Origin of the sequence: Methylobacterium platani (genome assembly GCF_001653715.1) — a bacterium.
Taxonomy (GTDB): domain Bacteria; phylum Pseudomonadota; class Alphaproteobacteria; order Rhizobiales; family Beijerinckiaceae; genus Methylobacterium; species Methylobacterium platani.
Window position 1 is genome coordinate 14613 of sequence record NZ_LWHQ01000001.1, and the last position, 24183, is coordinate 38795.

The 24183-nt window shown below is 71.3% G+C and carries 22 protein-coding genes and 1 tRNA gene; 13 read left to right on the forward strand and 10 right to left on the reverse strand.

Features of this window, described 5'->3' with window-relative positions:
- The first annotated feature begins 101 nt into the window (after positions 1 to 101).
- From A5481_RS00065 to A5481_RS00075, 3 genes are read left to right on the forward strand one after another with little or no spacing between them, the layout of a single operon-like run.
- A complete protein-coding gene (locus A5481_RS00065; protein WP_048433473.1) occupies positions 102 to 926 on the forward strand; it encodes an FAD binding domain-containing protein in 825 nt (274 codons plus the stop codon).
- Complete coding sequence (locus tag A5481_RS00070) at positions 923 to 3640, forward strand: molybdopterin-dependent oxidoreductase (RefSeq protein ID WP_048433474.1); 2718 nt, start codon at positions 923 to 925, stop codon at positions 3638 to 3640. Before A5481_RS00065 ends, A5481_RS00070 begins: the two co-directional genes overlap by 4 nt.
- Positions 3631 to 4971 carry an NCS2 family permease gene (locus A5481_RS00075; RefSeq protein ID WP_048433475.1) on the forward strand — a complete coding sequence of 447 codons (1341 nt, stop codon included), beginning with the start codon at positions 3631 to 3633 and terminating at the stop codon, positions 4969 to 4971. The genes A5481_RS00070 and A5481_RS00075 overlap by 10 nt, the downstream gene beginning before the upstream one ends.
- 48 nt (positions 4972 to 5019) lie before the next feature.
- On the opposite strand, the gene A5481_RS00080 is transcribed toward A5481_RS00075, so the two are convergent.
- Positions 5020 to 6285 carry a serine hydroxymethyltransferase gene (locus A5481_RS00080; protein WP_048433476.1) on the reverse strand — a complete coding sequence of 422 codons (1266 nt, stop codon included), beginning with the start codon at positions 6283 to 6285 and terminating at the stop codon, positions 5020 to 5022.
- Between the two features lie 94 nt (positions 6286 to 6379).
- Here A5481_RS00080 and A5481_RS00085 point away from each other — a divergent pair, with 94 nt between their 5' ends.
- The 3 genes from A5481_RS00085 (at position 6380) to A5481_RS33170 (ending at position 8301) form a co-directional block, all read left to right on the forward strand.
- A complete protein-coding gene (locus A5481_RS00085; RefSeq protein ID WP_245238755.1) occupies positions 6380 to 7345 on the forward strand; it encodes a LysR family transcriptional regulator in 966 nt (321 codons plus the stop codon).
- Positions 7346 to 7493: 148 nt separating this feature from the next.
- The gene (locus A5481_RS33165) at positions 7494 to 7850 is read left to right on the forward strand and encodes a hypothetical protein (protein WP_156311800.1); all 357 of its coding nucleotides are present in this window, start codon (positions 7494 to 7496) and stop codon (positions 7848 to 7850) included.
- Between the two features lie 10 nt (positions 7851 to 7860).
- Positions 7861 to 8301 carry a hypothetical protein gene (locus tag A5481_RS33170; RefSeq protein ID WP_156311801.1) on the forward strand — a complete coding sequence of 147 codons (441 nt, stop codon included), beginning with the start codon at positions 7861 to 7863 and terminating at the stop codon, positions 8299 to 8301.
- 151 nt (positions 8302 to 8452) lie between these two features.
- Here the strand turns inward: A5481_RS33170 and A5481_RS00090 are convergent, their stop codons facing one another.
- The 7 genes from A5481_RS00090 to A5481_RS00120 form a co-directional block, all read right to left on the reverse strand.
- Entirely contained in the window at positions 8453 to 9964 is a 1512-nt protein-coding gene (locus tag A5481_RS00090; RefSeq protein WP_048433478.1) for a PAS domain-containing protein, read from the reverse strand.
- Between the two features lie 192 nt (positions 9965 to 10156).
- Entirely contained in the window at positions 10157 to 10513 is a 357-nt protein-coding gene (locus A5481_RS00095; RefSeq protein ID WP_048433479.1) for a DUF3088 domain-containing protein, read from the reverse strand.
- A gap of 7 nt (positions 10514 to 10520) precedes the next feature.
- Entirely contained in the window at positions 10521 to 11099 is a 579-nt protein-coding gene (locus tag A5481_RS00100) for a cytochrome b (RefSeq protein WP_048433480.1), read from the reverse strand.
- Between the two features lie 121 nt (positions 11100 to 11220).
- On the reverse strand, positions 11221 to 12012 hold the full coding sequence (locus tag A5481_RS00105) for a TetR family transcriptional regulator (RefSeq protein WP_048433481.1): 792 nt from the start codon (positions 12010 to 12012) through the stop codon (positions 11221 to 11223).
- Positions 12013 to 12136: 124 nt separating this feature from the next.
- Entirely contained in the window at positions 12137 to 12958 is an 822-nt protein-coding gene (gene proC / locus A5481_RS00110; protein ID WP_048433482.1) for a pyrroline-5-carboxylate reductase, read from the reverse strand.
- Positions 12955 to 13458, reverse strand: coding sequence for a type III secretion system chaperone family protein (locus tag A5481_RS00115; RefSeq protein WP_048433483.1), 504 nt, complete (start codon positions 13456 to 13458; stop codon positions 12955 to 12957). Before A5481_RS00115 ends, proC begins: the two co-directional genes overlap by 4 nt.
- Before the next feature lie 317 nt (positions 13459 to 13775).
- Positions 13776 to 14081: an accessory factor UbiK family protein gene (locus A5481_RS00120; RefSeq protein ID WP_048433484.1), complete on the reverse strand. Its 306-nt coding sequence runs from the start codon at positions 14079 to 14081 to the stop codon at positions 13776 to 13778.
- A gap of 336 nt (positions 14082 to 14417) precedes the next feature.
- Between A5481_RS00120 and A5481_RS00125 the strand changes: the two genes are divergently transcribed.
- The 4 genes from A5481_RS00125 to A5481_RS00140 all read left to right on the forward strand — a co-directional run bounded on the left by A5481_RS00125 (position 14418) and on the right by A5481_RS00140 (position 20699).
- The gene (locus A5481_RS00125; RefSeq protein ID WP_048433485.1) at positions 14418 to 15134 is read left to right on the forward strand and encodes a response regulator; all 717 of its coding nucleotides are present in this window, start codon (positions 14418 to 14420) and stop codon (positions 15132 to 15134) included.
- Complete coding sequence (locus tag A5481_RS00130) at positions 15131 to 16507, forward strand: sensor histidine kinase (protein WP_048433486.1); 1377 nt, start codon at positions 15131 to 15133, stop codon at positions 16505 to 16507. Before A5481_RS00125 ends, A5481_RS00130 begins: the two co-directional genes overlap by 4 nt.
- A 378-nt stretch (positions 16508 to 16885) precedes the next feature.
- On the forward strand, positions 16886 to 17395 hold the full coding sequence (locus tag A5481_RS00135) for a hypothetical protein (protein ID WP_048433515.1): 510 nt from the start codon (positions 16886 to 16888) through the stop codon (positions 17393 to 17395).
- A 505-nt stretch (positions 17396 to 17900) separates the two neighbouring features.
- The gene (locus tag A5481_RS00140; RefSeq protein WP_210179208.1) at positions 17901 to 20699 is read left to right on the forward strand and encodes an FkbM family methyltransferase; all 2799 of its coding nucleotides are present in this window, start codon (positions 17901 to 17903) and stop codon (positions 20697 to 20699) included.
- Positions 20700 to 20849: 150 nt separating this feature from the next.
- Here the strand turns inward: A5481_RS00140 and ruvA are convergent, their stop codons facing one another.
- Positions 20850 to 21476, reverse strand: a complete 627-nt coding sequence (gene ruvA, locus A5481_RS00145; protein ID WP_048433487.1) for a Holliday junction branch migration protein RuvA — start codon at positions 21474 to 21476, stop codon at positions 20850 to 20852.
- A gap of 446 nt (positions 21477 to 21922) precedes the next feature.
- Here ruvA and A5481_RS00150 point away from each other — a divergent pair, with 446 nt between their 5' ends.
- The 3 genes from A5481_RS00150 (at position 21923) to A5481_RS00160 (ending at position 23067) form a co-directional block, all read left to right on the forward strand.
- Positions 21923 to 22438: a DUF2335 domain-containing protein gene (locus tag A5481_RS00150; RefSeq protein ID WP_048433488.1), complete on the forward strand. Its 516-nt coding sequence runs from the start codon at positions 21923 to 21925 to the stop codon at positions 22436 to 22438.
- 218 nt (positions 22439 to 22656) lie between these two features.
- A tRNA-Pro gene (locus A5481_RS00155) sits at positions 22657 to 22733 on the forward strand.
- A gap of 25 nt (positions 22734 to 22758) precedes the next feature.
- The gene (locus A5481_RS00160; protein WP_048433489.1) at positions 22759 to 23067 is read left to right on the forward strand and encodes an ETC complex I subunit; all 309 of its coding nucleotides are present in this window, start codon (positions 22759 to 22761) and stop codon (positions 23065 to 23067) included.
- 25 nt (positions 23068 to 23092) lie between these two features.
- Here A5481_RS00160 and A5481_RS00165 read toward each other — a convergent pair whose 3' ends face one another.
- Positions 23093 to 24160 (reverse strand): spore photoproduct lyase family protein, encoded by a 1068-nt coding sequence (locus A5481_RS00165; RefSeq protein WP_048433490.1) that lies wholly within the window; start codon positions 24158 to 24160, stop codon positions 23093 to 23095.
- Positions 24161 to 24183: the final 23 nt, after the last annotated feature.

Here is a 24183-nt window from a genome sequence, read left to right on the forward strand (position 1 = left end):
GGCGAAAGGGGCCCGCGCCCCCGCCGCGTTGGACGCGATCTTGCCTTAAGGTAGCCTCGCGCCCCGCCCGGGGTGCGGGTGGGCGGCTCGCGGGAAGGCTCATGGATCTCGACGGCATCACGGAGGTGGTGGCGCCCCGCGCCCGGGCCGGCTTGCCGGCTTGGCGGCCCGGCGACGCCTGGCTCGCCGGCGGAACCTGGCTGTTCTCGGAACCGCAGGAGGGGATCGGCCGCCTGATCGACCTGCCCTCCCTCGGCTGGGAGCCGCACGCGGTGACGGCGGAGGGCGTGCAGATCGCGGCGACCTGCACCATCGCGGCCCTCGACCGGCTCGACCTGCCGGCGTCGTTCACGGCCGCGCCGCTGATCGGCCGCTGCTGCCGGGCGCTGCTCGGCTCGTTCAAGGTCTGGAACGCCGCCACGGTCGGCGGCAACCTCTGCCTGGCGCTCCCCGCCGGGCCGATGATCGCGCTCGCGGTCGCCCTCGACGGCACCGCCCTGATCTGGACCCCCGACGGCGGCGAGCGGACCCTGCCGGTGCGCGACCTGGTGCTCGGGCCGCAGGCGACGGCCCTCGCCCCCGGCGAGATCCTGCGCCGGATCGACCTGCCGGCGGCGGCTTTGCGCCGCCGCGCCGCCTTCCGGCGCCTGTCCCTGAGCCCCGAGGGCCGCTCCGGCGCCCTGGTGATCGCGACGCGCGATCCCTCCGGGGCCTTCGCCGTCACGGTGACCGCCGCGACCCGGCGCCCGGTGCGGATCGACCTCGCGGGGATTCCGCGGGCGGAGGAGCTCCGGGCGGCGCTCGCCGCGGCGATTCCCGATCGCCTCTGGTACGACGACGTCCACGGCGCGCCGGACTGGCGCCGCCACGTCGCCGGGCTCCTCGCCGAGGAGGCCCGGGCCGAGCTCGCGGGAGGCGGCGCATGAGGCTCACGGTCAACGGCCACGCCCACGAGGCCGCGCCTCGCCCGGGCCAGTGCCTGCGCACGCTGCTGCGCGAGCTCGGCTGGTTCGGCGTCAAGAAGGGCTGCGACGCGGGCGATTGCGGCGCCTGCACGGTCCATCTCGACGGCGAGCCGCTGCATGCCTGCCTGGTGCCGGCCTTCCGGGCCGCCGGGCGGGCGGTCACCACGGTCGAGGGACTGGCCGGTCCCTGCGCGCCGGGCGACGGCGTGCCGGACCGCCTCCACCCGGTCCAGGCGGCCTTCGTCGCCGGCCAGGGCTTCCAGTGCGGCTTCTGCACCCCCGGCATGGTGATGACGGCCGCCGCCCTCGACCGGGGCCGGGTCCGCGACCTGCCGGCGGCGCTCAAGGGCAACCTCTGCCGCTGCACCGGCTACCGGGCGATCGCGGATGCGATAACCGGGGAGGCCGCGCCGTCCTGCGCGCACAGCCCGCCGGCCCCGGACGGCGGCGCGATCGTCAGCGGCCGGGCACGCTACACCCTCGATCGCGACCTGCCCGGCGCCCTGCACCTGAAGGTGCTGCGCTCGCCCCATCCCCATGCGAGGGTGCGGAGCATCGATGCGACGGCGGCCCTGGCGCTGCCCGGCGTGGTGCGGGTGCTCACCCATGCCGACGCGCCGGACCGCCTGTTCTCCACCGGCCGGCACGAGAACCCGGCCGACGACGCCGCCGACACGCGGGTGCTCGACCCGGTCCTGCGCTTCGTCGGCCAGCGCGTCGCGGCGGTGCTCGCCGAGAGCGAGGCGGCGGCGGAGGCCGGCTGCCGGGCCCTGATCGTGGATTACGAGGCGCTGCCGGCCTGCCTCGACCCCGAGCTCGCCCTCGCCCGCGAGGCTCCGCTCGTCCACGGGGCGCGGCAGACCGGCGAGGACGCGCCGCCGCTCCACCCCCATCCCAACCTCGCCGCCGAGGCGCATGGCGAGGTCGGCGACGTCGCGGCCGGCTTCGCCGAGGCGGACGTGGTCACCGAGGGCACCTACCGCGCGCAGCGGATCCAGCACGCCCATCTCGAGACCCATGCGGCGATGGGCTGGCGCGACCCGGACGGGCGCCTCGTCATCCGCTCCAGCACCCAGGTGCCGTTCCTCACCCGGGACGCCCTCTGCACCCTGTTCGACCTCCCGCGCGAAGGGGTCCGGGTCGAGTGCGGCCGGGTCGGCGGCGGCTTCGGGGCCAAGCAGGAGATGCTGACCGAGGACCTGGTGGCGCTCGCGGTGCTGGCGACCGGCCGGCCGGTGCGCTGGGAGCTGACACGCACCGAGCAGTTCACCGCCGCGACCACCCGCCACCCGATGCGGGTGCGGGTGCGCCTGGGCGCCCGCGCCGACGGCACCCTGACGGCGATCGCCCTCGACGTGCTGTCGAATACCGGCGCCTACGGCAACCATGCCGGCGGGGTGCTGCATCACGGCTGCAACGAGGTGATCGCCGTCTATCGCTGCCCGAACAAGCGCGTCGACGGCGCCGCCGTCCACACCCACACCCTGCCGGCCGGGGCGTTCCGCGGCTACGGCCTGAGCCAGACCGTCTTCGCGGTGGAATCCGCCATGGACGATCTCGCCCGCGCGCTCGACCTCGACCCGTTCGAGCTGCGCCGCCGCAACGTGGTGCGCCCGGGCGACCCGATGGTCTCGACGAGCCTCGAGCCGCACGACGTCCGGTACGGCAGCTACGGCCTCGACCAGTGCCTCGACGCGGTCGCGCAGGCCCTGGCGGAGCCGCCGCCCGCGGCCCCGCCGGGCTGGCGCACGGGGTCGGGCATGGCGCTCGCGATGATCGACACCATCCCGCCCCGCGGCCACTTCGCCGAGGCGCGGATCGCGCTCCGGGACGGACGCTACTTCCTGAGCGTCGGCACGGTCGAGTTCGGCAACGGCACCGCGACGGTGCACGGCCAGATCGCCGCCGAGGTGCTGGGCACCGCGCCGGACCGGATCGCCCTGCGCCAGGGCGACACCGACGCGGTCGGGCACGATACCGGCGCCTACGGCAGCACCGGGATCGTGGTGGCGGGCCAGGCGACCCTGCGGGCCTGCGAGGCCCTGGCCGCGATGCTGAAGCAGGGCGCCGCCGCCCGGCTCGGCCTCGATCCGCAGGCCTGCCGGCTCGACGGCGACGCCGTCGCGGCGGGTGCGGCGCGGGTGCCGCTCGCCGAGCTCGGAACCCTGGAGGCGGTCGGCCGGGCCGACGGCAGCCCGCGCTCGGTGGCGTTCAACGTCCAGGGCTTCCAGGTCGCGGTGCGGCCGGGGACCGGCGAGGTGCGGATCCTCCGGAGCGTCCACGCCGCCGATGCCGGCCGGGTGATGAACCCGGTCCAGTGCCGCGGCCAGATCGAGGGCGGCGTCGCCCAGGCCCTCGGCGCCGCGCTCTACGAGGATCTCCGGATCGACGCCGAGGGCCGGGTCGCGACCCCGTCCTTCCGCACCTACCACGTCCCGGCCCTCGCCGACGTGCCCCGCACCGAGGTGGTCTTCGCCGACACCCACGATTCCGTCGGCCCGCTCGGCGCCAAGTCGATGAGCGAGAGCCCGTTCAACCCCGTGGCGGCGGCCCTCGGCAACGCCATCCGGGACGCGACCGGCGCGCGGCTGACCGCGACGCCGTTCGCGCCCGACCGGATCTACCGACCGATCAACGACGCACTCGACAGGAGCGAGGGGGAGCGATGGACCTGAAGCGCGACGACGGCCTGACCCGGCCGAACGGATTCCTGGAGCGCACCTTCGCGCTCTCGGCCCACGGCACGACCGTGCGGACGGAACTGCTCGCCGGGCTCACCACCTTCCTGACGATGGCCTACATCGTCTTCGTCAATCCCAACATCCTGGGCGATGCCGGGATGCCGAAGGGGGCGGTGTTCGTCGCCACCTGCCTCGTCGCGGCGATCGGCTCGCTGGTGATGGCGTTCTACGCCAACTACCCGATCGCGCTCGCCCCCGGCATGGGGCTCAACGCCTACTTCGCCTACGTGGTGGTGCTCCAGATGGGCTACACCTGGCAGGCGGCGCTCGGGGCGGTGTTCATCTCCGGCCTGTGCTTCATGGCCGTCACGCTGACCGGCCTGCGCCGGATCATCGTCGACGGCATTCCCCGATCGATGCGGATCGCCATCACGGTCGGCATCGGGCTGTTCCTCGCCATCATCGCGCTGAAGAGCGCCGGCGTGGTGGCGGCGAGCCCGGCGACCTTCGTGACCCTCGGCGACCTGCACAAGCCGAGCGCGGTGCTGGCCGTCCTGGGCTTCCTGATCGTCGCGGTGCTGTCGGTGCGCAAGGTGCGCGGCGCGCTGCTGGCCGGCATCCTGACCGTCACGGCGTTGAGCTTCGTCGTCGCCGACAACCACTTCCAGGGCGTCGCCTCGCTGCCGCCCTCGATCGCCCCGACCCTGTTCGCCCTCGACATCAAGGGCGCGCTGTCGGGCGGGCTGCTCAACGTGATCCTGGTGTTCTTCCTCGTCGAATTGTTCGACGCCACCGGCACGCTGATGGGCGTCGCCAACCGGGCCGGGCTCCTCACGGCGGGCAAGATGGAGCGGCTCGACAAGGCCCTGATGGCGGATTCCTCGTCGATCTTCGTCGGCTCGCTGCTCGGCACCTCGAGCACCACCGCGTATCTCGAGAGCGCGTCCGGCGTCGAGGAGGGCGGCCGCACCGGGCTCACCGCGGCGACGGTGGCGGTGCTGTTCCTCGCCTGCCTGTTCTTCGCCCCGCTCGCCGGCTCGGTCCCGGCCTACGCCACGGCGCCGGCCCTGTTCTACGTCGCCTGCCTGATGCTGCACGAGCTGGTCGACCTCGACTGGGACGACCTGACCGAGGTGCTGCCGGCCTGCGTCACGGCGCTCCTGATGCCCTTCACCTACTCGATCGCCAACGGCGTCGCCTTCGGCTTCATCACCTACGCGGTGATCAAGCTGCTCACCGGCCGCTTCCGCGAGGTGAAGCCGGTGGTGTGGGTGATCGCCGGGGTGTTCCTGTTCAAGTTCGTGGCGACCGGCAGCGCCCATTGAGCCGCGCCGGCGCCCGCCTGCGTCGGGCGGGCGCCGGGGGCTCGCGGCTCACGTCCCGTAGATCGGGAAAAGCCGGCACAGGGCCAGCACCTCGCTCCGGACCGCCGCCAGCCCGGCCGCGTCGTGGGGCGCGGCGACCACCCGGGCGATCCAGCCGCCGATCCGGCGGAACTCGTCCGGGCCGAAGCCCCGGGCGGTGCCGGCATTCGAGGACAGGCGCAGGCCCGAGGGCGCCTCGGGCGGGCGGGTGTCGAACGGGATCTGGTTCTTGTTGACCGCGAGGCCCGCGCTCTCGAGGGCCTTGGCCGCCACGTCGCCGGTCACGCCCTGCGGGCTCAGGTCGACCAGCATCAGCCCGCAATCGGTGCCGCCGGCGACGAGGCGCATCCCGGCCGCGGCGACGCTGTCGGCGAGCGCCCGGGCATTGTCGAGGACCGCCCGGTTGTAGGCCGCGAATTCCGGCCGCAGGGCCTCGCCGAAGCAGGCCGCCTTGGCGGCGACCGCGTGCATCATCACCGAGCCCTGCACGCCCGGGAAGATGCCGTGATTGATCCGGTCCGACAGGGCGGGGTCGTTCCACAGGACCAGCCCGCCGCGGGCGCCGCGCAGCGACTTGTAGGTGGTCGAGGTCACCACGTGGGCGTGCGGGAAGGGGTCGGGGTAGAGCCCGGTGGCGACGAGGCCGGCGACATGCGCCATGTCGACCATCAGCAGCGCCCCGACCTCGTCGGCGATCGCCCGCAGGCCCGCGAAGTCGAGGGCGCGGGCATAGGCCGAGCCGCCGGCGACGATCATCCGCGGGCGGTGCTCGCGGGCGAGCCGCGCGACCGCGTCGAGCGCGACCCGCTCGCTGTCGCGCTCCACGCCGTAGCGGACGATGCGGTAGTCGCGCCCCGTCAGGGTCGCCGGATGGCCGTGGCTGATATGGCCGCCGGCCTCGACGCCCATCGACAGGATCGTGTCGCCGAGCGCGAGCAGCCCGAGGAACACGCCCGCATTGGCGTTCGAGCCCGAATGCGGCTGCACGTTGGCGAAGCGGCAGCCGAACAGCCGCGTCGCCCGGGTCACCGCCAGGGCCTCGATCGCGTCGGCATGCTCGGCGCCGCCGTAATAGCGCGCGTAGGGCAGCCCCTCGACGGTCTTGTTGGTGAGGACCGAGCCCTGCGCCTCCAGGACCAGCCGCGAGACGATGTTCTCCGAGGCGATCAGCTCGATGCCGTCCCGCTGGCGGGCGAGCTCGCCGCGGATCGCGGCGGCGAGGTCCGGGTCGGCGTCGAGGCCCCGGTCGAAGTAGCCGTCGTGCAGGAGGCGCATGTGGAAGGTCCGGTGGCGTCTGGCGGAGCCGGAGTGTCGGGCTTGCCCCGGCGGCCGGCAAACGGGATAAACCGAGGCTCAGGCCAAGTTTTCCTTGGCCTCTCCCGCCAGGGGCCTCGCGATGGATCCGGGCGGCCGGCCCTCACCTCCCTCCCTCACGGCGTTGCGCGCCTTCGAGGCGGCGGCGCGCCACGGCGGCTACGTCGCGGCGGCCCGCGAGCTCCACGTCACCCCGGCGGCGATCGGCACCCAGGTGAAGGGGCTCGAGGCCTGGCTCGGCCGGCCGCTCTTCCACCGGCTCCCCAACGGCCTCGTCCTGACGCCGGAGGGTCGGGCGGCGCTGCCCGCCCTCACGGCGGCCTTCGACGCGCTCAACGGGGCGGTGCGGGCGATGCGCGCCGCCGGCCGGCCGCGCGAGCTGACGCTGGCGGCGCTCCCGTGCATCGCCCAGCTCTGGCTCGCTCCCCGGCTGCCTGAACTGCAGGGAACCTTCGGTCGCGACGTCGCGATCCTGACCCGGGACGAGCAGCCGGACTACGCCCGCGAGCTCGTCGATCTCGGGCTGTACTTCGCCGACGCTCCGGCCGGCTGCACCGCGGTCGTGCTGGCCCGCGACGACCTGTTCCCGGTCTGCGCGCCCGCCCTCGCGGCGCGGCTGCGCGATCCGGGCGACCTCGCCGGGACGACGCTGCTGCACGATTCGGTCTGGCACGAGGACTGGCCGCGCTGGCTCAGCCGCCACGGCGCCGGGGCTTTGCGCCCGGCCCGGGAGGCTGCGTTCTCGCTCTACGGCATCGCCCTCGACGCGGCGCTCGCCGGCAGCGGGGTCCTCATCGGCCACAGCGCCCTCGTCGGCCCGGCGCTCGCCGCCGGACGCCTCGTCGCGCCGTTCGGCGACCGGATGGTGGCGGGCGCGCCGCTGCGGCTGATCGTGCCGGCGGGCGGGGAGGGGACGCGGCTCGCGCCGGTGATCCGGTGGCTGAGCGGGGAAGTGCGCGCGAGTCAGACGGCTAGATCATACGCAAGACTGATCCGAGTGAAGGGAAATAAGTTGTTTTAGATGCATTGTATTCCGTTATTGAGAATCGATGATTTTGTGTTCGAAGGTAGGCGTGGGGTCGGAGATTTCGTCGCTCGATGATGGAGGCTATGCATGGGCACGGAACGTGCTATAAAAAGAGTCGGCCGCCGCATGATCAGAGTAAGCCATGCTACCATACGACAGCGACGCCGAGGAATCGGTTTATGCTGAAGCTCAAGCCAGGAGCGATTTTAAGCTCGCTGTGCTTGAGATTTTGATTGTCAAGAAAAAGGCGTATTTTGATTTCGTGATTAATATGTTTATATTGCTCGCCTGTGTGTTTTACTTTGTATTGGTTGTAGAAAATTTAGATGTTGCGAAAAATAACATCATGAAAATAATCAGCGGGCTGCCGATCATAAGCATTGTCCCCCTCGGAGGCATGATCGCATCTCTCATAATAATGACCAAATCTGCTCTTCTACGGCATCGCGCTGATCTAATGTATAGATATTTCAACGAAGAATGGTCGAATAAGCAATAGAGTGGCCACAATGAACGCGCTGATAGTGGGACGCGCCAAGCGCGTAGCGCGCGATTTAATTGCGATCGGCAAGCAGATCGATCGGGCAACCACGGCTGTTGTACTCAGCATGACTTCTGCTTCGTTGAGTTATGTAATAGGAAGCTCATGGTTCGAGGATCCGCCTCGGCTTATAGCAGTGACGCTTGCCGGGGCTGGCGCTGGAGTGCTGCTGAATCGATTGCCCAGAGTATTTCGCCAAAATCCTGAGCAGACGACTCAGGAACTCAGGGATGATTTTGATCAATTGGAGGAGATGAAAAAACAAATCTCTAGTAATAAAGTTAAAGAAGAAATAGTAAATACACAGATCGAGATAGTTCGTAAAATCGGTGAGACGGCAAGGGGCCGGCCTCATATTGTGACGATCGATCAGCAAAAGCACCTGCCGCCCCCGAATCCTGACGCCTAGGTGTGCTTGCTAGATGCCGAGACGCCAAATTCGATTTCCTTGCTATTTTTTAGTATTTCACAATTTGCCATTGCTAAATAATTGTAAATACGCTTATTCCGCCATCTAAGGTGATTTTCATCGGCATTAGGTGCTAAATCGGCATTAGGTGCTAAAAGGAAGGTTTCGCAGGCGGCGTGCAAGTCGATTTTGACGATGGCGCTCCCGCCTCCGGCAGCGGCGCCTCCACCGTCGCCACCACGCCGCGGGACCGGTACTCGACCTGGGCGGTGCCGCCGAGCTCGGCGGCGAGCACCCGCTCGATCATCCGCGAGCCGAAGCCGCGGCGGGCGGGCTCGGCGACCGGCGGGCCGCCGATCTCCTCCCAGCGCAGCCACAGGCGGCCGGGCTGCGAGCCGTCGACGATGTCCCAGTTGAGGATCACCCGCCCTTGCGGGGTCGAGAGCGCGCCGTACTTGACCGCGTTCGTCGCCAGCTCGTGCAGCGCCATCACGAAGGCGAGGGCCAGCCGCGGCGGCAGGCGCACCGGCGGTCCCCCGGTCTTGAACCGCACGCCCGCGCCGGTGCGGAACGGGCGCAGGGCTTCCTCGACGATCTCCGCCAGGGTCGCGCCGTCCCAGCTCTCGCGGGTCAGCACGTCGTGGGCGGCCGCGAGGGATTGCAGGCGCGCGTTGAAGGCCTTGCGCGCCTCGTCCAGCGAGGTCGCGTGGGTCAGGGTCTGGTTGGCGATCGACTGGATCGTCGCCAGGGAGTTCTTCACCCGGTGGTTCAGCTCCTCGGCGAGCAGCGCCCGGTGCTCGTCGCCGCGCTTGCGCTCGGTCACGTCGAGGGTCACGCCGGCCATGCTCAGCGGCGCCCCGTCGGCGTCGTAGAACGGCTGGCCCCGGATCTGCAGCCAGCGTACCTCCCCCGACGGGGTGCGGATGCGGTACTCGATGTCGTAGTCGCTCCGGCTCTCGATCGAGGCCCGGATCGCCGCCTGCATCCGGTCGCGGTCCTCCGGTAGGATCGCCGCGACGAGGTCGTCGAAGGAGAACGGATCGCCGGGCTCGCGGCCGACATTGCGCTTGCAGCTGTCGGAGGCGACCAGCCGCATGTCGGCGAGGTCGAGGGTCCAGGAGCCGAGGCGGGACGCCTTGAGGATGAAGTGCAGCCGCTCCTCGCTGCGCCGCAGGGCGGTCGAGCGCCGCTCGATCTCCCGCTCCAGGGCGTCGCGGTCGCGCTGGACCCGCACCAGCCGCTCGCGCTCCAGCGTCACGTCGAACTGCGAGGCGAAGAAGTAGGTCAGCTGCCCGTCGTCGTCGAAGACCGGCGAGACCAGCAGGCGGTTCCAGAACGTCTCGCCGTTCTTCTTGTAGTTGATGAGGTCGACCTCGATCGAGACCCGGCGCTCGACCGCGTCGCGGATCCGCGCGACGTCGTCGCGGTCGGTGTCGGGGCCCTGGAGGAAGCGGCAGTTGCGGCCGAGGATCTCGTCGCGGGCGTAGCCGGTGAGCTTCGAGAAGGCGTCGTTGACGAACACGATCGGGTTGTCGGCCTGATGCGGATCGGTGATCAGCATCGGCATCCGCGTCGCCCGCACGGCGGCCGCGAACGGATCCGGGCTCGCGCCGGTCCGGGTCAGCTCGCTGGCGATGCGGTTCTCTTCGCGGGTGTCAGGCACGCCTGCGTCGCCCCCTGTCGCGACCGTCGGATCAGGATTTCGCGGATCGGCGGAGCTCGCGCGCCGATCTTCGTCTCATGAGCAACAGCCGGGCTTCGCGCAACGGATGCGATTGCTGCAAAAGCGCGCATCCGGCCCTCTCGTCTTGTTTGTTCGAAATAAGACATGCCGACGCGACCGCGGATGCAGCCCTCAGGGATGCGCCTCCGGAAACCCGTGGCGCCGGTGCAGGACTTGCAGGATCGCGTCCTTGTCGTCGACAAAGCGCACCCCGCCGTGGCGCCCGGTGGCGAGGCCGTCCGGCGCGTCCGGGGCCAGCACCAGGAGCGGCAGCGCCTGGTGGGCCTCGCCGACCCGGTCGATCAGCGCCTGCCGCGGCCGCGGCCAGGGCAGGCGGCTCACCGCGATCCGCCGGCCGAGGGCCGGGAATCCCGCCAGCACGCCCTCGATCAGGGCGCAGTGCCAGCAGTAGAACCGCCGGCCCGGAAACGCCGGATCGGTGAAATCCGGGGCCAGCAGGTAGAGGTGGTCGCGCCCGCCCTCGGACATTCTCGTCTCACACGTCCTGGCGCGGCAGCATCCGGTCGAGGAGGGCGTCGCGGCGGGCGATCAGGTGCCAGGCCGTGGCGAGGACGTGCAGGGTGACGAGGGCGTAGACCGCGTACTGGCCGGCGAGGTGGATCTGGTCGGCGAGATCCTGCACCGCCTTGTTCTTCTCCATGAACGGCGGGATCGGGAACAGGTAGAAGTACTGCGTGGTGTTGCCGGCGGCGGCCGACATCACGAAGCCGCTGACCGGCATCAGCAGGAAGACGAGATAGAGCAGCCAGTGGTTGATCCGGCCGAGAAGCGCCAAGCCCGGCGGCACGTAGACCTCGGGCGGGGCCGGGTGCCGGGCCCGCCACAGGATGCGGAGGGCGACGATCGCGAAGATCGTGATCCCGACCGACTTGTGCATCTGGAAGTAGAAGCCCTTGGCCGGGCTCGCCGGCAGGCTCGTGGCGATCCAGGCCAGCGGCAGCACCGCCAGCACCAGGGCGGCGGTGATCCAGTGCAGGGCCTGCGCCAGCGCAGTGTAGCGCGGCTGCTCGACGCGGGCGATCGTCGCCGGGGCGCGGGTGGACAGGTCGAGCATCCGGGGTCGTCCTCGTGGGGAGCGCCGTCACGCCGCGTGAGGCTGGTCCTCGCACAGGCTAGACCGCGCGCGACCCACGGTCACCCTGGAACGGCTCGAAATTCCGGGGACGGGCGCGGCGTCAGATCGCCGCCGCCGGATCGCCCCCGAGGGGATTGCCGTCGTCCTCGTTGCGGCCGTCTTGGCGGCCGTCTTGGCGATCGTCCCGGCGATCGTCCCGCCGCCGGCGCCGGCGGCCCTCGGTCAGGGACTGGGCCAGCGCCCGGAACGGCGCGGTCAGGCGGCGCACGTCCTCGGCCCGCTCCATGAAGCGCTCGCCGTTGCGGATCTCGCGGTCGAGCGCCGCCATGGTGCGGGCGAGCGCCGGGTCGTCGTCCTCGAGCCACACCTCCATCACCCGCGCGAAGGCGATCACCACGCCCTGGAGCTTGAGCCGGCCGAGCGGCCCCTCGGTGCTGATGCCGGCCGAGGCCAGCATGAAGCGCTGCGAGTTGAGCGCCACCTGGTTGAGGGCGGCGAGGGACAGGGGATCGCCGCGCAACGCGAAGGCGATGCGGCGCAGGGCCGGCTTGTAGGGATCCATCGCGTCGAGGCGGCGCATCAGCACGTCGAACAGCCGCTCGCGGGTCGGCTCCTCGTCGAGGTCGTCGCTGGCGCCCTCGAGCACCTGCTTGTCGATCATGCGGGCGAAGCCGCCGAGCACCGCGCCCTTCGAGGGGTAGGCATCGCGGAACTCGCCCAGGCTCACGCCGGCCTCGCGGGCGATGTCGGCGATCTCGATGTCGTTCCAGGGCTGCTCGGCGGCAAGCCGCATCAGCGCCTCGACGATCGCCTCCCGCGGCGGCAGGCGGGTGGCGTGCGGCGTGTCGCCGGCGCCATCGCGCTCGCCGGACGTCTTGGGATTGCGGGCCATGAGGGCGCTCCGATACCTGAAGGTCGCTCAGCGGACAGGGCGCACCGTCGAGGCCGGTCCCGCCGCCGTTGGCTTCCTATCTAGGTCTCGCGCCGCCCGAAGGGCAGGGCCCCGCGGCGACGCATCAGCCCGCCAGCTCCCCGGCCCGGCTTTTCGCCGCCGCCACGGCGTCCCGCATCAGCGGCGCCAGGCCGTCCCCGGCCATCAGCACCTCGAGGGCCGCCGCGGTGGTGCCGCCCGGCGAGGTCACGTTGCGGCGCAGGGTGCCCGGCTCCTCGGGACTCCGCCCGAGCAGCTCGCCGGCTCCCGCCACGGTCTGGCGCGCGAGGCGCGCGGCGACCTCGGCCGGCAGCCCGGCGGCGATGCCGGCCTCGGCCAGCGCCTCGGCGAGCAGGAACACGTAGGCCGGGCCCGAACCCGAGACCGCCGTCACGGCGTCGATCAGGTTCTCGTCCTCCAGCCACTCGACGAGGCCGTTGCTGGCGAGCAGCGCGTGGGCGGTGCGGCGCTGGTCCTCGCTCGTCTCCGGCGAGGCGGCGGCCCCGGTGGCGCCGCGGCGGATGCTCGCCGGGAGGTTCGGCATCGCCCGCACCACGGCGCGGGCCCGGGGCAGACGGTCCTTGAGATTGGCGATGGTCTTGCCGGCGAGCACCGAGACCACGACGGTGGCGGGACCGGCGAGCGGCGCCAGCCCTTCGGCCGCCGCCTCCAGGCCCTGCGGCTTGATCGCCAGCACCAGGGCCTCGGGCTCGGACGGGTGCGCCGGGTTGAGGGCGATGCGGTGCGCGGCGCAGAGCGCGACCATCGCGGGTGCCGGGTTCGGATCGATCACCGCGACGCGCTCGCCCGGCAGGCCGTCGGCGAGCCAGCCCTCGAGCATCGCCCCGCCCATCTTGCCGGCGCCGACCAGGATCAGCGAGGCCGGCAGGAGGGAGGACCCGCTCACGCCTCGCCCTCGGTCTCGAACAGCACGGCGTCGAGGGCCTCGCGGGCGGTCTTGCCGGCCCAGATCACGAACTGGAACGCCTGGAAGTAGCGCTCGCAGGCCTCGACCGCGGTCTTCAGCATCGTCTCGCACTGGCCGTGCGTCGGCTCGGCGCCGCCGGTGAGCACCAGCGCGTGGCGGAACATCACCACGTGCTCGCTGTTCCAGAGGTCGAAGTGGCCGACCCAGAGCTGCTCGTTGACCAGCGAGACGAGCCGCAGCACCTCGTTGCGCCGCCGGTCCGGCACCTTGAGGTCGAAGGCCGAGGCGACGTGCAGCGCCTCCACGTCCTCGATCCACGTGAAGGCGACGTGGTACTCGGCCCAGCGGCCGGCGACCGCCACCGACATCTCGTCGGTCTCGGCGCGATCGAAGATCCAGTCCCGGAGGGAGGCGAGGCGCTCGACGACATCGAGCGGGTGCTCGGCGCGGGTCAGGTCGTCGATGTTGAGCTGGGTCATGGCGATCCAAGTTTGGCTCGTCAGAGCGGAAAACAGCTGCGTCAGCGGACGCGGCGGCGTGTCGTCTTCAAGGCAGATCGCGACCCGGGCACGGTGAGGGCGTGCAGGCGATAAGCTAAAGCGTCGACTTGTTGTCCCCCTGGGCGGCGGCGAATCAGTGCGTGACCCACTATAGCCCGGGCGAGTCCAGGGACTCAAAGCGGAAAGCCGCGGTGCCGGCGGCAGGCCGCCGGCTATCCACCGAAGCTTCCTGTGCACAAGCGCGGGGGCTTCGCGCCCGCGCGCCGGTCCGGCGCACCCGCCCGGGGCGCGGGGGGTCAGGCCGTCGCGGTGCCCCCGGAGGCCCCGCCCCCGGCCTTGGAAGAGGCCTTGGCGGGCTTCGCCTCGGGGGCGGCTTCCAGGGCGGCGACCCGGGCCGTGAGGGCGTCGTTCTGGGCCCGCAGGGAGGCGACGAGGTCGCGCAGGACCTCGACTTCCTCGCGGGTCGCCACGTCCATGTCCCGCAGCATGCGCTCGATCTGCGCCTTGACCATGGTCTCGGCCTCGCGGCGCACGCCCTGGGCCGCGCCGGCCGCGTCGGTCATCAGGCGGGCGAAATCGTCGAACAGGCGGTTCTGCTGCATGGTTGACCCTCCGGGGCTGGTTCCTGCGCCCAGTCTCTAGTGCATTTCTCGGCCCGGTGGGCCCCGGCGACGCGGTTTTCCCGGGCGCCTTCGGGGGTATCACGGTTTTCCCCGGCCCGGCCGGCGCGCGGGACATTGCCGAGGGGGCTTTGCATGGCGGGAAAATGCGGCACCATCGTGGGGGTCGCCGCCACCGGGCGTGCCGCCCGGCGGCGGCGACCCCATGCGCCTCCTGCCTTGCGGGGTTGCGCGACGTTGTCGCGGCGCCCGCCAGCAACACACGGATGCACTTTGATGGCTTCAAGCAAAACCCGGTCTGCGGCATAAGGCGAACCCGTGAGCACGACACCGCACATCCTGATCGTCGAGGACGATCGCGAGATCAGCACGCTGGTCGCCCGTTATCTCCGCGGCAACGATTGCCGGGTCTCGATCGCCGGCGACGGCCGCGAGATGGACCGGCTGCTGGCCGATTCCCGGGTCGACCTGATCGTGCTGGACCTGATGCTTCCGGGCGAGGACGGGCTGTCGATCTGCCGGCGCCTGCGCGCCGGCTCCGGCATGCCGATCCTGATGCTCACCGCCAAGAGCGAGGAGATCGACCGGATCGTCGGGCTCGAGATCGGGGCCGACGACTACCTCGCCAAGCCCTTCAACCCGCGCGAGCTCCTCGCCCGCATCCGGGCGATCCTGCGCCGCGGCGCGGCCGCGCAGGGGCGCGACGACGAGGGCGTGCGCCGCCACGCCTTCGCGGGCTTCGTGCTCGATGCGGGCCTGCGCCAGCTCCTCAACCCGGAGGGCGCGCAGGTGGCGCTGACGGGGGCCGAGTTCGACCTCCTGCACGCGATGTGCCTGCGCCCGGGCCGGGTGCTCTCCCGCGACCAGCTCCTCGACCTGACGCAGGGGCGCGCGCCGGGGCCGTTCGAGCGCAGCATCGACGTGCTGGTGAGCCGCATCCGCCAGAAGATCGAGCGCGATCCGCGCAACCCCGAGATGATCAAGACGATCCGCTCCGGCGGCTACCTGTTCACCCCGGAGGTGATCTCGACATGACGGGCAAGGGGCCTCTGCCGGGACGGATCGCCGGGCAGCTCGCCCTCCTGGTGGTGGCCGCGATCGTGGTCACGCACGTCGTCGTGACCGTGGCCTTCGTGCTGCTCCGGCCGGAGCTGCGCCGCTCCGACGAGCGCCCGAGCGCGCTCGCCAACCGCCTCGTCACCGTCGTCCACATGGTGGCGGCCGCGCCCGCGGACGACCGGGCCGACGTGGTGGCGGCGGCGCGCCACAGCGCCTCGGCCCTCCACCTGACCCTGCTGCCCGCCGACGCGCCGAACGCGCCCGTCGCGCCGGGCGCCGACGTGCCGGAGATCACGGGCCTGCGGGCGGCGCTCGGCCCCGCCTACGGCCTCGCGGCGGAGCACATGCCCACCGGCGCCCTGCACCTGCGCATCGCCGGGCCCGCCGGGCTGCAGCTCGCCGCCGAGCTGCCGCCGCTGCCGCTGGCGCACCCGCCGCTCACCAGCGCGATCTTCATCACCCTGGTCTTCCTCGCGCTCTCGCTCACGCTTCTGTCGATCTGGGCGACCCGGGCGCTCACCGCGCCGCTCGCGCGCCTCGCCGAGGCGGCGGAGGCCTTCGGCACCGCCACCGAGGCGCGGCCGCTGCCGCAGCGCGGCCCCGAGGAGGTGCTGGCGGTGTCGCGGGCCCTCGGCCGGATGCGCGACCGGGTCCTGCGCCTGATCGACGACCGCACCCACATGCTGGCGGCGATCAGCCACGACCTGCGCACCCCGATCACCCGCCTGCGCCTGCGGGCGGAGTTCCTGGAGGACGAGGTCCTGCGCCGGCAGTTCCTGCGCGACCTCGACCAGATGAACGCCCTCGTCGAAGCCGCCCTGTCCTTCGTGCGCGACGGCCAGTCCCGCGAGGGGCAGCCGCGCGGGGATCTCGGCCTCGTCGACCTCGCCTCGGTGGTGCAGACGGTCTGCGACGGCTTCGCCGATATCGGTGAGGCGGTGCGGGCCGAGGACCTGCAGCCGGCGCTCGTGCGCGGCTCGTCCGGCGAATTGCAGCGGGCCCTCACCAACCTGATCGACAACGCGGTGAAATATGCCGGGGCCGCCACCGTGCGCCTCGTCGAGGCCGGGCCGGGCCGGGTCGCGGTCGAGATCCTGGACGAGGGCCCGGGCATCCCGGAGGCGGAGCGCGCCCTGATGCTCCAGCCCTTCGTGCGCGGCGACCGGGCCCGCACCCTCAACGAGGCCGGCGGCTTCGGCCTCGGCCTGTCGATCGCGAGCGCCATCGCCCAGTCGCATGGCGGCGTGTTCACCCTGGAGAACCGGGAGCCGCACGGCCTGTGCGTGCGCCTCGAGCTGCCGCGGGCCGCCGGCGCCGTGCCGCGCCAGCCCCCGGCCCAAGCGGCGTGAGCCGCACGTCCAAGATGTCGGCGTGAGCCGCACGTCCAAGATGTCGGCGTGAGCCGCACGTCCAAGACGTTGGCGTGAGCCGCACGTCCAAGATGTCGGCGTGAGCCGCACGTCCAAGATGTCGGCGTGAGCCGCGCGATCGGTGTGAGCCGCAAGATTCTGCAACATCGGGCGAAGATGTAACCGCGCGTTGCGGCCTGGTGCGGTGCAATGGCCGGAAACCCGATTCCCGGGACGGTGAAGGATCTCTTCAGCAACGGCGGCCGCAGGATGGTGCGTGCCGGGGACATCCGATCGTCCCGGCCTCCACGAGGTCTTGCAACGCCCATGACGATCGTCTCTGCATCCAGCTCCGCCGCGCCGCAGGTCAGGCCGCCGATGACCGGCGCGCACAGGGCCGGCGCGCCCAAGCAGCGGCTTCTCGACCAGATCTCGGCGCAGCAGCAGGCGGGCAGCCTCAGCGCCACCGATGCCGACGCGCTCACCGGCGCCGTCCAGGACATCGACCAGTCGATCTCCGGCGCCTCGGGTACCGGCAGCTCCGACCTCGCCCCGTCGCAGGCGAAGGGCCGGATGGACGACCTGATCGGCGCCGAGGTCGACAAGGGGACCCTGACGAGCGACCAGGCGACGACGCTCAAGGGCATGCTGTCGTCGCACGGGGCCGGCGACCGTCACGGCGGCCCCGGCGGAGCGCCGCCCGCGGACGCCGTCGCGGCGACCGGCTCCGCCGATGCGACCTCCGGCTCCTCGAGCGCGAGCGACCTGCTGTCGAGCTTCCTCAAGCAGCTGCAGGACGGGCAGAACCAGACCCAGGCGAGCGGCTACGGCGGGAGCGGCACCGCCGCGACGTCGGCGCAGGCGAGGGTGTTCGACTTCAAGGTCTGAGGCCGCCGGCCGGGACGACGCGGTGCGTCCGCCCCGGTCGTGGGCCGGCGCCGGCGCGCGGGCCGCCCGATGCACCGCGGTTCGGCCCTGTGATCGGAACCGGCCGCACCGGCGAGAAAGATCTCTCAAGCAATAACTGCCGTCGACCGGCCCGCGCCGGGGTTGACGGATCGTCCTCGCCCACGCGAAAGGTGTCCGCCTGACGGATGGAGACAATGCTTCGCGTGGCCGGCTCCTCCGAGCATCGATCCGTCTTCCTGCCCGCGCGCCCCGCCGAAGCGCCGTCATCCCTCGCGGGTCCGCGGTTTCGGAGCCCGGCGGTCTTCGCCGACCTCGCAATGATGTCGGTTCGCGATGCGTCCCCCGCATCGACGCGAGATCGATTTGATCACGCCATGGACAGGCGGCCGGTGCAGTTGCGGTCGCGTATGCCTTGGCATAGCGATGTCTGCACAGAACAAAATTAGCCTTTTATTGCGAGGGATCGATGAAAATCTGCTTGAATATGATTGTGAAGAACGAAATATCAAATATTAAAAGATGTCTTGACGCTGTTTCCGCTTGGATCGACTGCTGGGTGATCTGTGATACGGGATCTTCCGACGGAACGCAGGCGTACATCACGGAGTATTTTGCCGCGAGGAGCCTGCCGGGAGAGCTTCACAGCACGGAGTTCAGGAATTTCGGGCAGGCGCGCAACGAGGCGCTGGATCGCGCGCGCCGGTCCGACCTGTCGTTCGACTACCTGCTTCTCGTCGATGCCGACATGGAGCTGGTAGTCGAGTCGCCCGACGTGTTCCGGACGCTGACCGCCTCGGTCTACATGCTGCAGCAGAAGGCCGGGATCACCTACTGGAACGCACGCCTGCTCAAGCGCGATGCCCAGGCGTGCTATCGCGGCGTCACCCACGAGTACCTCCAGGTCTCGTCCGGCGAATCGCAGATGCTGAGCGGCGCGCTGTTCGTCGACCATGCCAGCGGCGCGAACCGTCCGGGCAAGTTCGAGCGGGATGCCAAGCTCCTGCGGGACGCCCTGGCGACCGAGGACGATCCGGGGCTGGTCGCCCGCTACACGTTCTACCTCGCCAACTCGCTGCGGGACGATGGGCGGTCGGAGGAGGCGCTGGCCGTCTACCTCGACCGCGCCCGCCTCGGCCATTGGGAGCAGGAGGTCTACCTCAGCCTCCTCTTCGCAGCGCGCCTGAAGGAAGCGCTCGCCCATCCGGCCGAGGACGTCCTCGCCGCCTACGCGGCGGCGGCCGGGACCTGCCCGACGCGCGCGGAGGCGTTCCACGGCGGCGCCCGTTTCTGCCGGAACAACGGGCTCCATGGCCGCGGCGTCGACCTCGCACGTCAGGCTCTCGACCTTCCGCTCCCCGCGGACGCCTTGTTCCGCGAGGACTGGATCTACACCCACGGCCTGCGCGACGAGTTCGCGGTGAATGCCTACTGGGCCGGGCATCACCGGGAGAGCCTGGAGGCCTGCCTGACCCTGCTCTCCGGCGAGGCCCTGCCCGACGGGGACCGGGCCCGGGTGGCCGCCAACGCCCGGTTCGCCCTCGACCGGCTGGCCGAGGCGGCCCCGCCGCGCGCGGTCCCCGCCGCGCCCGCCATCGCCTGGCCGACCACGGGCGGAACCTGGCGTGCCGTCGCCCGCCCTCGCTCCGACGCTCCCTGGGCGCCCGACCGTCCCCTGGCCGGCACCGAGCTGATGGTCGAGGGCCTCCGGGCCCGGATGGGCGGCGCGCTCGAGGCGGTCCAGCTCTGCGTCAACGGCTACGATCCGGCCCGCCTCGACGGCCGTCCCCTGGTGGTATGGGTCCACCACGACGTCGACCAGCGGGCCGTGCAATGGATGCGCGACGGGGGCCTCGCGGCGCGGGTCGACCGCTTCGTCTTCGTGTCGGAGTGGCAGCGGGCGCGCTTCGTCGCGACCTTCGGGCTGGCGCCGGACCGCTGCCTCGTGCTGCGCAACGCCACCGAGGTCCCGGCCGCCGACCGGGTCCCGGCCGTCCGGCGCCCGCTCAAGATCGCCTATACCAGCACCCCGTTCCGCGGCCTCGCGGTGCTGCTCGAGGCCTGGGACCGGCTGCGGCCGGAGGGGGCCGAGCTGCACATCTGGTCGTCGCACCGGCTCTACGGCCCCGCCTTCGACGACGCGCCCCACGCGGCGCTGTTCGCCCGGGCGCGGTCGCTGCCGAACGTCCACCACCACGGCATCGTGCCGAACCCGGAGCTGCGCGAGGCCCTGCGGGACATCGACGTGCTCGCCTATCCGAGCACCTTCGCCGAGACCTCCTGCCTCGCCGTGATCGAGGCGCTGGCGGCGGGCTGCCGGGTGATCTGTCCGACGCTCGGGGCGCTGCCGGAGGCGGTGGGCGGGTTCGGGCGGCTCTACGCCTTCCAGCCCGATCCGGTCACCCATGCGGAGGTCGTCGCGTCCCTGCTCGCGGAGGAGATCGCCGGCCCCTGGGCCGGGCGCCCGGCGCTCGCCGCCGAGCAGCAGGCGGCGATGCGCCGGCTCTACGACTGGCCCGTGCGGGTGGCCGAGTGGCGCCGCGTGCTGGACGACCTGACCGCCGCGCGGCCGCCGGCTCCGGCTCCTCGGCCGCTCCTGGCCGGCCGCATGATCGAGGCGCTCGCGGCCTTGCGGGCGCGGGGCTTCGCACCGGCGGGCCTCCTCGACATCGGCGCCCATGACGGGCATTTCGCCCGCGCCGCCCGCCGGATCTTCCCCGACGCCCATATCCTGATGGTCGACGCCCTCGCCGAGAAGGGCCCGGTGCTCGCGCGCACCGCCGCCGAGATCGGCAACGCCGCCCACGCGATCGCCCTCCTGGGCGACCGGGAGACGGAGGGGACGCCGTTCTTCGTCGTCGACACGGCGGCCCGCCCCGACCTCGTCACGACCGGCTCCTCGAAGTTCCGCGAGAACGCCGACTTCCCGATGGAAGAGCGGCGCGTGCCGCAGCGCCGCCTGGACGGCCTCGTCGCCGGGCGCGGCGTCCCGTTCGCCTTCGTCAAGCTCGACGTGCAGGGCGCCGAGGTCGAGGTGCTGCGCGGCCTCGGCGACCGGCTCGCCGAGGTCGAGGTGATCCTCCTGGAGCTGTCCCTCCTGGACTACAACGAGGGCGCGCCGCTGATCGGCGAGGCCCTGGGCGCACTCGCCGCGATGGGGTTCGTGCTCTACGACGTCGTCGACGAGCACCGCTACCGGGACGGCTCGCTGCTGCAGGTCGACGGCCTGCTCGTGCGGGCTGATTCTCCGCTGCGCCCCAAGCCGCCGTTCTGGAGCGCGGGGTAATACCGCCGCGCCTTCGAATGGATCCGTTCGAGGGCGCTGGCTAAGCCCGCAAGGTTTCCCTGTCCCCGCGTCGGCGCCGATGCGCCGGACGCCTTGGCATCGACGTGTCGATGCCAAGGCGCGAGGGTATAGGAGCGCGGCGCCGCCGGCTCAGCGCGCCAGTTCGCGCAGGCCCAGGCGGATCAGGGTCTTGGCCTCCATCGCGGCCGCGCCCTCGCCGGCACCCTTGAGCGCCGCGGCGACCGCCGCCGAGGCCTGGACCTGGGCGTAGCCGAGATTGACCAGCGCCGAGATCGCGTCGGCCACCGGCTGGGGTGCGGTGTTGGCCTCGACCGCCCCGGTGAGCTGGATCAGGGCCGGATCGACGGGGGAGAAGGCCGGCGCCTTGTCCTTCAGCTCGGCCACCAGCCGCGCGGCGAGGCGCGGGCCGACGCCGGGCGCGCGGGCGACCGCGCCCTTGTCGCCGGTGGCGATGGCGGTGGCGAGGTCGCCCGGCTCCATCACCGACAGCACCCCCAGCGCCACCCGGGTGCCGACGCCCTGCACGGTCTGGAGCAGGCGGAACCACTCGCGCTCCGCATCGGCCCGGAAGCCGTAGAGGCGGATCATGTCCTCGCGCACATGGGTCTCGATCGCCAGTTCCGCCGCCTCGCCGGTGGCGGGCAGGCGCTGCAGCGTGCGGGCCGAGCAATGCACCACGTAGCCGACACCGTGCACGTCGAGGATCACGAAGTCCTCGCCGTAGGAATCCACCACGCCCTTCAGCTTGCCGATCATGCCGTCTCGTCTCTGGCGGGAGGGGCCCCGGACCCGGCCCATACCCAGCCCGGCCGCAGGCGACAAGGCGGCGCGATGCAGCGCGTCGCCCCGTCGGAGGTGCCGGGAGTTGGCCCCGGGTCCTCCCTCACCGACCGCGCGGGGGATGATCCGGGCCGCAGCGGAATGCGAAGTCGGACCCGGCTTCCTATATGGTCGCTGACGGGTCCGGTCCCAGCATGCGAGGCCTTGAAGGATGGCGAGCGAAGCGACGAGGGACGATGCCGTGCCGGTCAGAAAGGCCAAGCGCTCCCTGCTGCGCATCTTCACGATGGGCTTGGGCGCACCGGCCTTGCTCGTATCGGGAGCGCAGATCGAGTCGCGCAGCCTGCGCAGAGGTGAAACGGTGGACCATGCCTGGCGCAGTGTCGGCGATAGCCTATCCCGCAGCATGAGACGGATTGCGCATGAGCAGCGGACCGGGCAACGTTCCGCCTAGCGACAATCGTCTGCCTCAGGAGGTCCGTCAGGAGATCTTGCAGAAGATCAGCGAGAACCTCGACGGTGTGGTCGGCCCGGAGCTTCAGCCGGAGATCGTCGATCGCGTGTTGAACGCGATCGGTCAGGGTATAACGGTCACGCAGACCGAGGTGCTGTCCAGGCAGCATGGCGGGCCGATCCCGGCGCCGGAAACGGTCGCCGGGTACGAAGGGATTTTGGCAGGGTCGGCCAATCGCTTGATCGAAATGGCTGAGCGCGATCAGCGTGCGTACATATCATCAGCGACTCGCGCGCAGTACCTTGATTTCTCGTTCAACATCATCGCGCTCATCGGCGGCGTGACGGGCTTGTTGGCAATCTTGTATGGCGTCATCAGGCTCGCGGAGCAGCAACATGATGCTGCAGCGATGGCTCTGGCGGGCTTGGGCGTGAGCGGCATAGTCGGGGCGTTGGTGAATGCCCGCATGAAGAAAATCGATTAGTCGACGGGGACGGCAGAGCGCCCGGCTCGAATCCGGTGCAGGCTCGTTCTCCCGGCCGCGGTGTTTCCGGTCGAACCTCGGCCGTCGATCGGGGCTCGTCATTCTGCCTGGTTCCCCGAGGACGCCGGTTCGTTCGCGTCCGGCCCAGTGTGGCGTCTTGCGTGGCGTCTTGCGCGTAAGGTGGCAAATCGCTAGAGATCCAACGGCCTAGCGCCAGTCGGGGCGTAGCGCAGTCTGGTAGCGCATCTGGTTTGGGACCAGAGGGTCGCTGGTTCGAATCCGGCCGCCCCGACCATCCACCCCACGGATCAGAGCCCGCGATGTCGACCGCCCGCATCTTCCGCCCTGCCAAGGACCCGACCCAGTCCGGCCTCGCCCGGACCAAGCAGTGGACGCTGGAGTTCGAGCAGACGAGCCCGCGGGAGACCGAGCCGCTGATGGGCTGGACCTCGTCCTCCGACATGCTGCAGCAGGTGCGGCTCGAGTTCGACTCCAAGGAGGAGGCGATCGCCTACGCGACCCGCGAGGGCATCGCCTACCGGGTCGAGGAGCCGCAGGAGGCCCTGCGCCGCGGCCTCTCCTACTCGGACAACTTCAAGTACAACCGCACCGCGCCCTGGACCCACTGAGCCGGGACGTCCGGGGGCGCGCGCCTCAGAAGGCGTAGCGCACCCCGCAGGACGGCAGCTCCTCGGCGAGCAGCGCCTTGAACCGCGACAGCCAGCGGCCCTTCCAGCCGGTGCGGTAGCGCAGGTTCTCCATCCCGCCCTCGGAGCGCTTGGTCTCCTGGATGTCGGGGCGCCAGAGCAGCGCCTCGGCCTTCGGGTGCCAGCGCAGGTTCACGTCGTGGAGCGCGGCGTTGTGGGTGAGGAAGATGATCTCGGCCTTGAGCTGCGCCCGCGCGGCCGGGCCGATGCCGGCATCGAGCGCGCGGAACAAGGCCCGCCAATCCTCCTCCCAGCCCTCGTACAGGATCACCGGCGAGAAATTGGCGTGGACCTCGTAGCCGGCGGCGACGAAGGCGTCGATCGCGGCGATCCGCTCCGCCATCGGCGAGGTGCGCACGTCGACCACCCGGGCGATCCGCTCGGGCATCAGCGAGAAGCGGATCCGGGTCTTGCCCTCCGGCGCGTAAGCCAGCAGGTCGGGATTGACGAACTTGGTGGCGAACGACGCCTTGGCGTTGGGTATGCCGCGAAACAGCCCGACGAGGTCGCGCACGCTGTCGCAGGCGAGCGCGTCGACCGAGAGGTCGCCGTTCTCGCCGATGTCGTAGACCCAGAATCGGTCGTCGATCTGGTCGGGGGCGGGGAGGGGGCCCTGCGCGGCGGCGTGGCGCCCGATCGCCCGGCCGATCGCCTCCGTGTTGACGAACAGGGTGATCGGGTTGGCGTAGCCCTTGCGGCGCGGCACGTAGCAATAGGCGCAGGCCATGGCGCAGCCGTTCGAGCTCGACGGCGCGATGAAGTGGGCGCTGCGGCCGTTCGGCCGCGAGGCCAGGCCCTTCTTGACCCCGAGCACCAGGGTCGAGCGCTTGATCCGCACCCAGTCCTCGACCGAGCCGGCATTGCCGTGCAGCTCCGGGATGTTCCAGTGCGACGGGACCGCGATCCGTCGCGCTTGCGGAAAGCGCGCCAGGATCTCCCGGCCGCGCTCGTGCGCCTCGACCGCGGGCTCGCAGTAGATCGTGTCGATGTCGAGGAGGCGGGCGGAGCGGGACAGGGGCGGGCTCGGAAACGGCGATC

What these genes read in the sequence shown, in the direction of transcription:
- A5481_RS00065 (WP_048433473.1), top strand. Translation starts at nt 102, where the DNA reads ATGGATCTCGACGGCATCACGGAGGTGGTGGCGCCCCGCGCCCGGGCC.
- A5481_RS00070 (WP_048433474.1), top strand. Translation starts at nt 923, where the DNA reads ATGAGGCTCACGGTCAACGGCCACGCCCACGAGGCCGCGCCTCGCCCG.
- A5481_RS00075 (WP_048433475.1), top strand. Translation starts at nt 3,631, where the DNA reads ATGGACCTGAAGCGCGACGACGGCCTGACCCGGCCGAACGGATTCCTG.
- A5481_RS00080 (WP_048433476.1), bottom strand. Translation starts at nt 6,285, where the DNA reads ATGCGCCTCCTGCACGACGGCTACTTCGACCGGGGCCTCGACGCCGAC.
- A5481_RS33165 (WP_156311800.1), top strand. Translation starts at nt 7,494, where the DNA reads ATGCTACCATACGACAGCGACGCCGAGGAATCGGTTTATGCTGAAGCT.
- A5481_RS33170 (WP_156311801.1), top strand. Translation starts at nt 7,861, where the DNA reads ATGAACGCGCTGATAGTGGGACGCGCCAAGCGCGTAGCGCGCGATTTA.
- A5481_RS00095 (WP_048433479.1), bottom strand. Translation starts at nt 10,513, where the DNA reads ATGTCCGAGGGCGGGCGCGACCACCTCTACCTGCTGGCCCCGGATTTC.
- A5481_RS00100 (WP_048433480.1), bottom strand. Translation starts at nt 11,099, where the DNA reads ATGCTCGACCTGTCCACCCGCGCCCCGGCGACGATCGCCCGCGTCGAG.
- A5481_RS00105 (WP_048433481.1), bottom strand. Translation starts at nt 12,012, where the DNA reads ATGGCCCGCAATCCCAAGACGTCCGGCGAGCGCGATGGCGCCGGCGAC.
- A5481_RS00115 (WP_048433483.1), bottom strand. Translation starts at nt 13,458, where the DNA reads ATGACCCAGCTCAACATCGACGACCTGACCCGCGCCGAGCACCCGCTC.
- A5481_RS00120 (WP_048433484.1), bottom strand. Translation starts at nt 14,081, where the DNA reads ATGCAGCAGAACCGCCTGTTCGACGATTTCGCCCGCCTGATGACCGAC.
- A5481_RS00130 (WP_048433486.1), top strand. Translation starts at nt 15,131, where the DNA reads ATGACGGGCAAGGGGCCTCTGCCGGGACGGATCGCCGGGCAGCTCGCC.
- A5481_RS00135 (WP_048433515.1), top strand. Translation starts at nt 16,886, where the DNA reads ATGACCGGCGCGCACAGGGCCGGCGCGCCCAAGCAGCGGCTTCTCGAC.
- A5481_RS00140 (WP_210179208.1), top strand. Translation starts at nt 17,901, where the DNA reads ATGATTGTGAAGAACGAAATATCAAATATTAAAAGATGTCTTGACGCT.
- ruvA (WP_048433487.1), bottom strand. Translation starts at nt 21,476, where the DNA reads ATGATCGGCAAGCTGAAGGGCGTGGTGGATTCCTACGGCGAGGACTTC.
- A5481_RS00150 (WP_048433488.1), top strand. Translation starts at nt 21,923, where the DNA reads ATGAGCAGCGGACCGGGCAACGTTCCGCCTAGCGACAATCGTCTGCCT.
- A5481_RS00160 (WP_048433489.1), top strand. Translation starts at nt 22,759, where the DNA reads ATGTCGACCGCCCGCATCTTCCGCCCTGCCAAGGACCCGACCCAGTCC.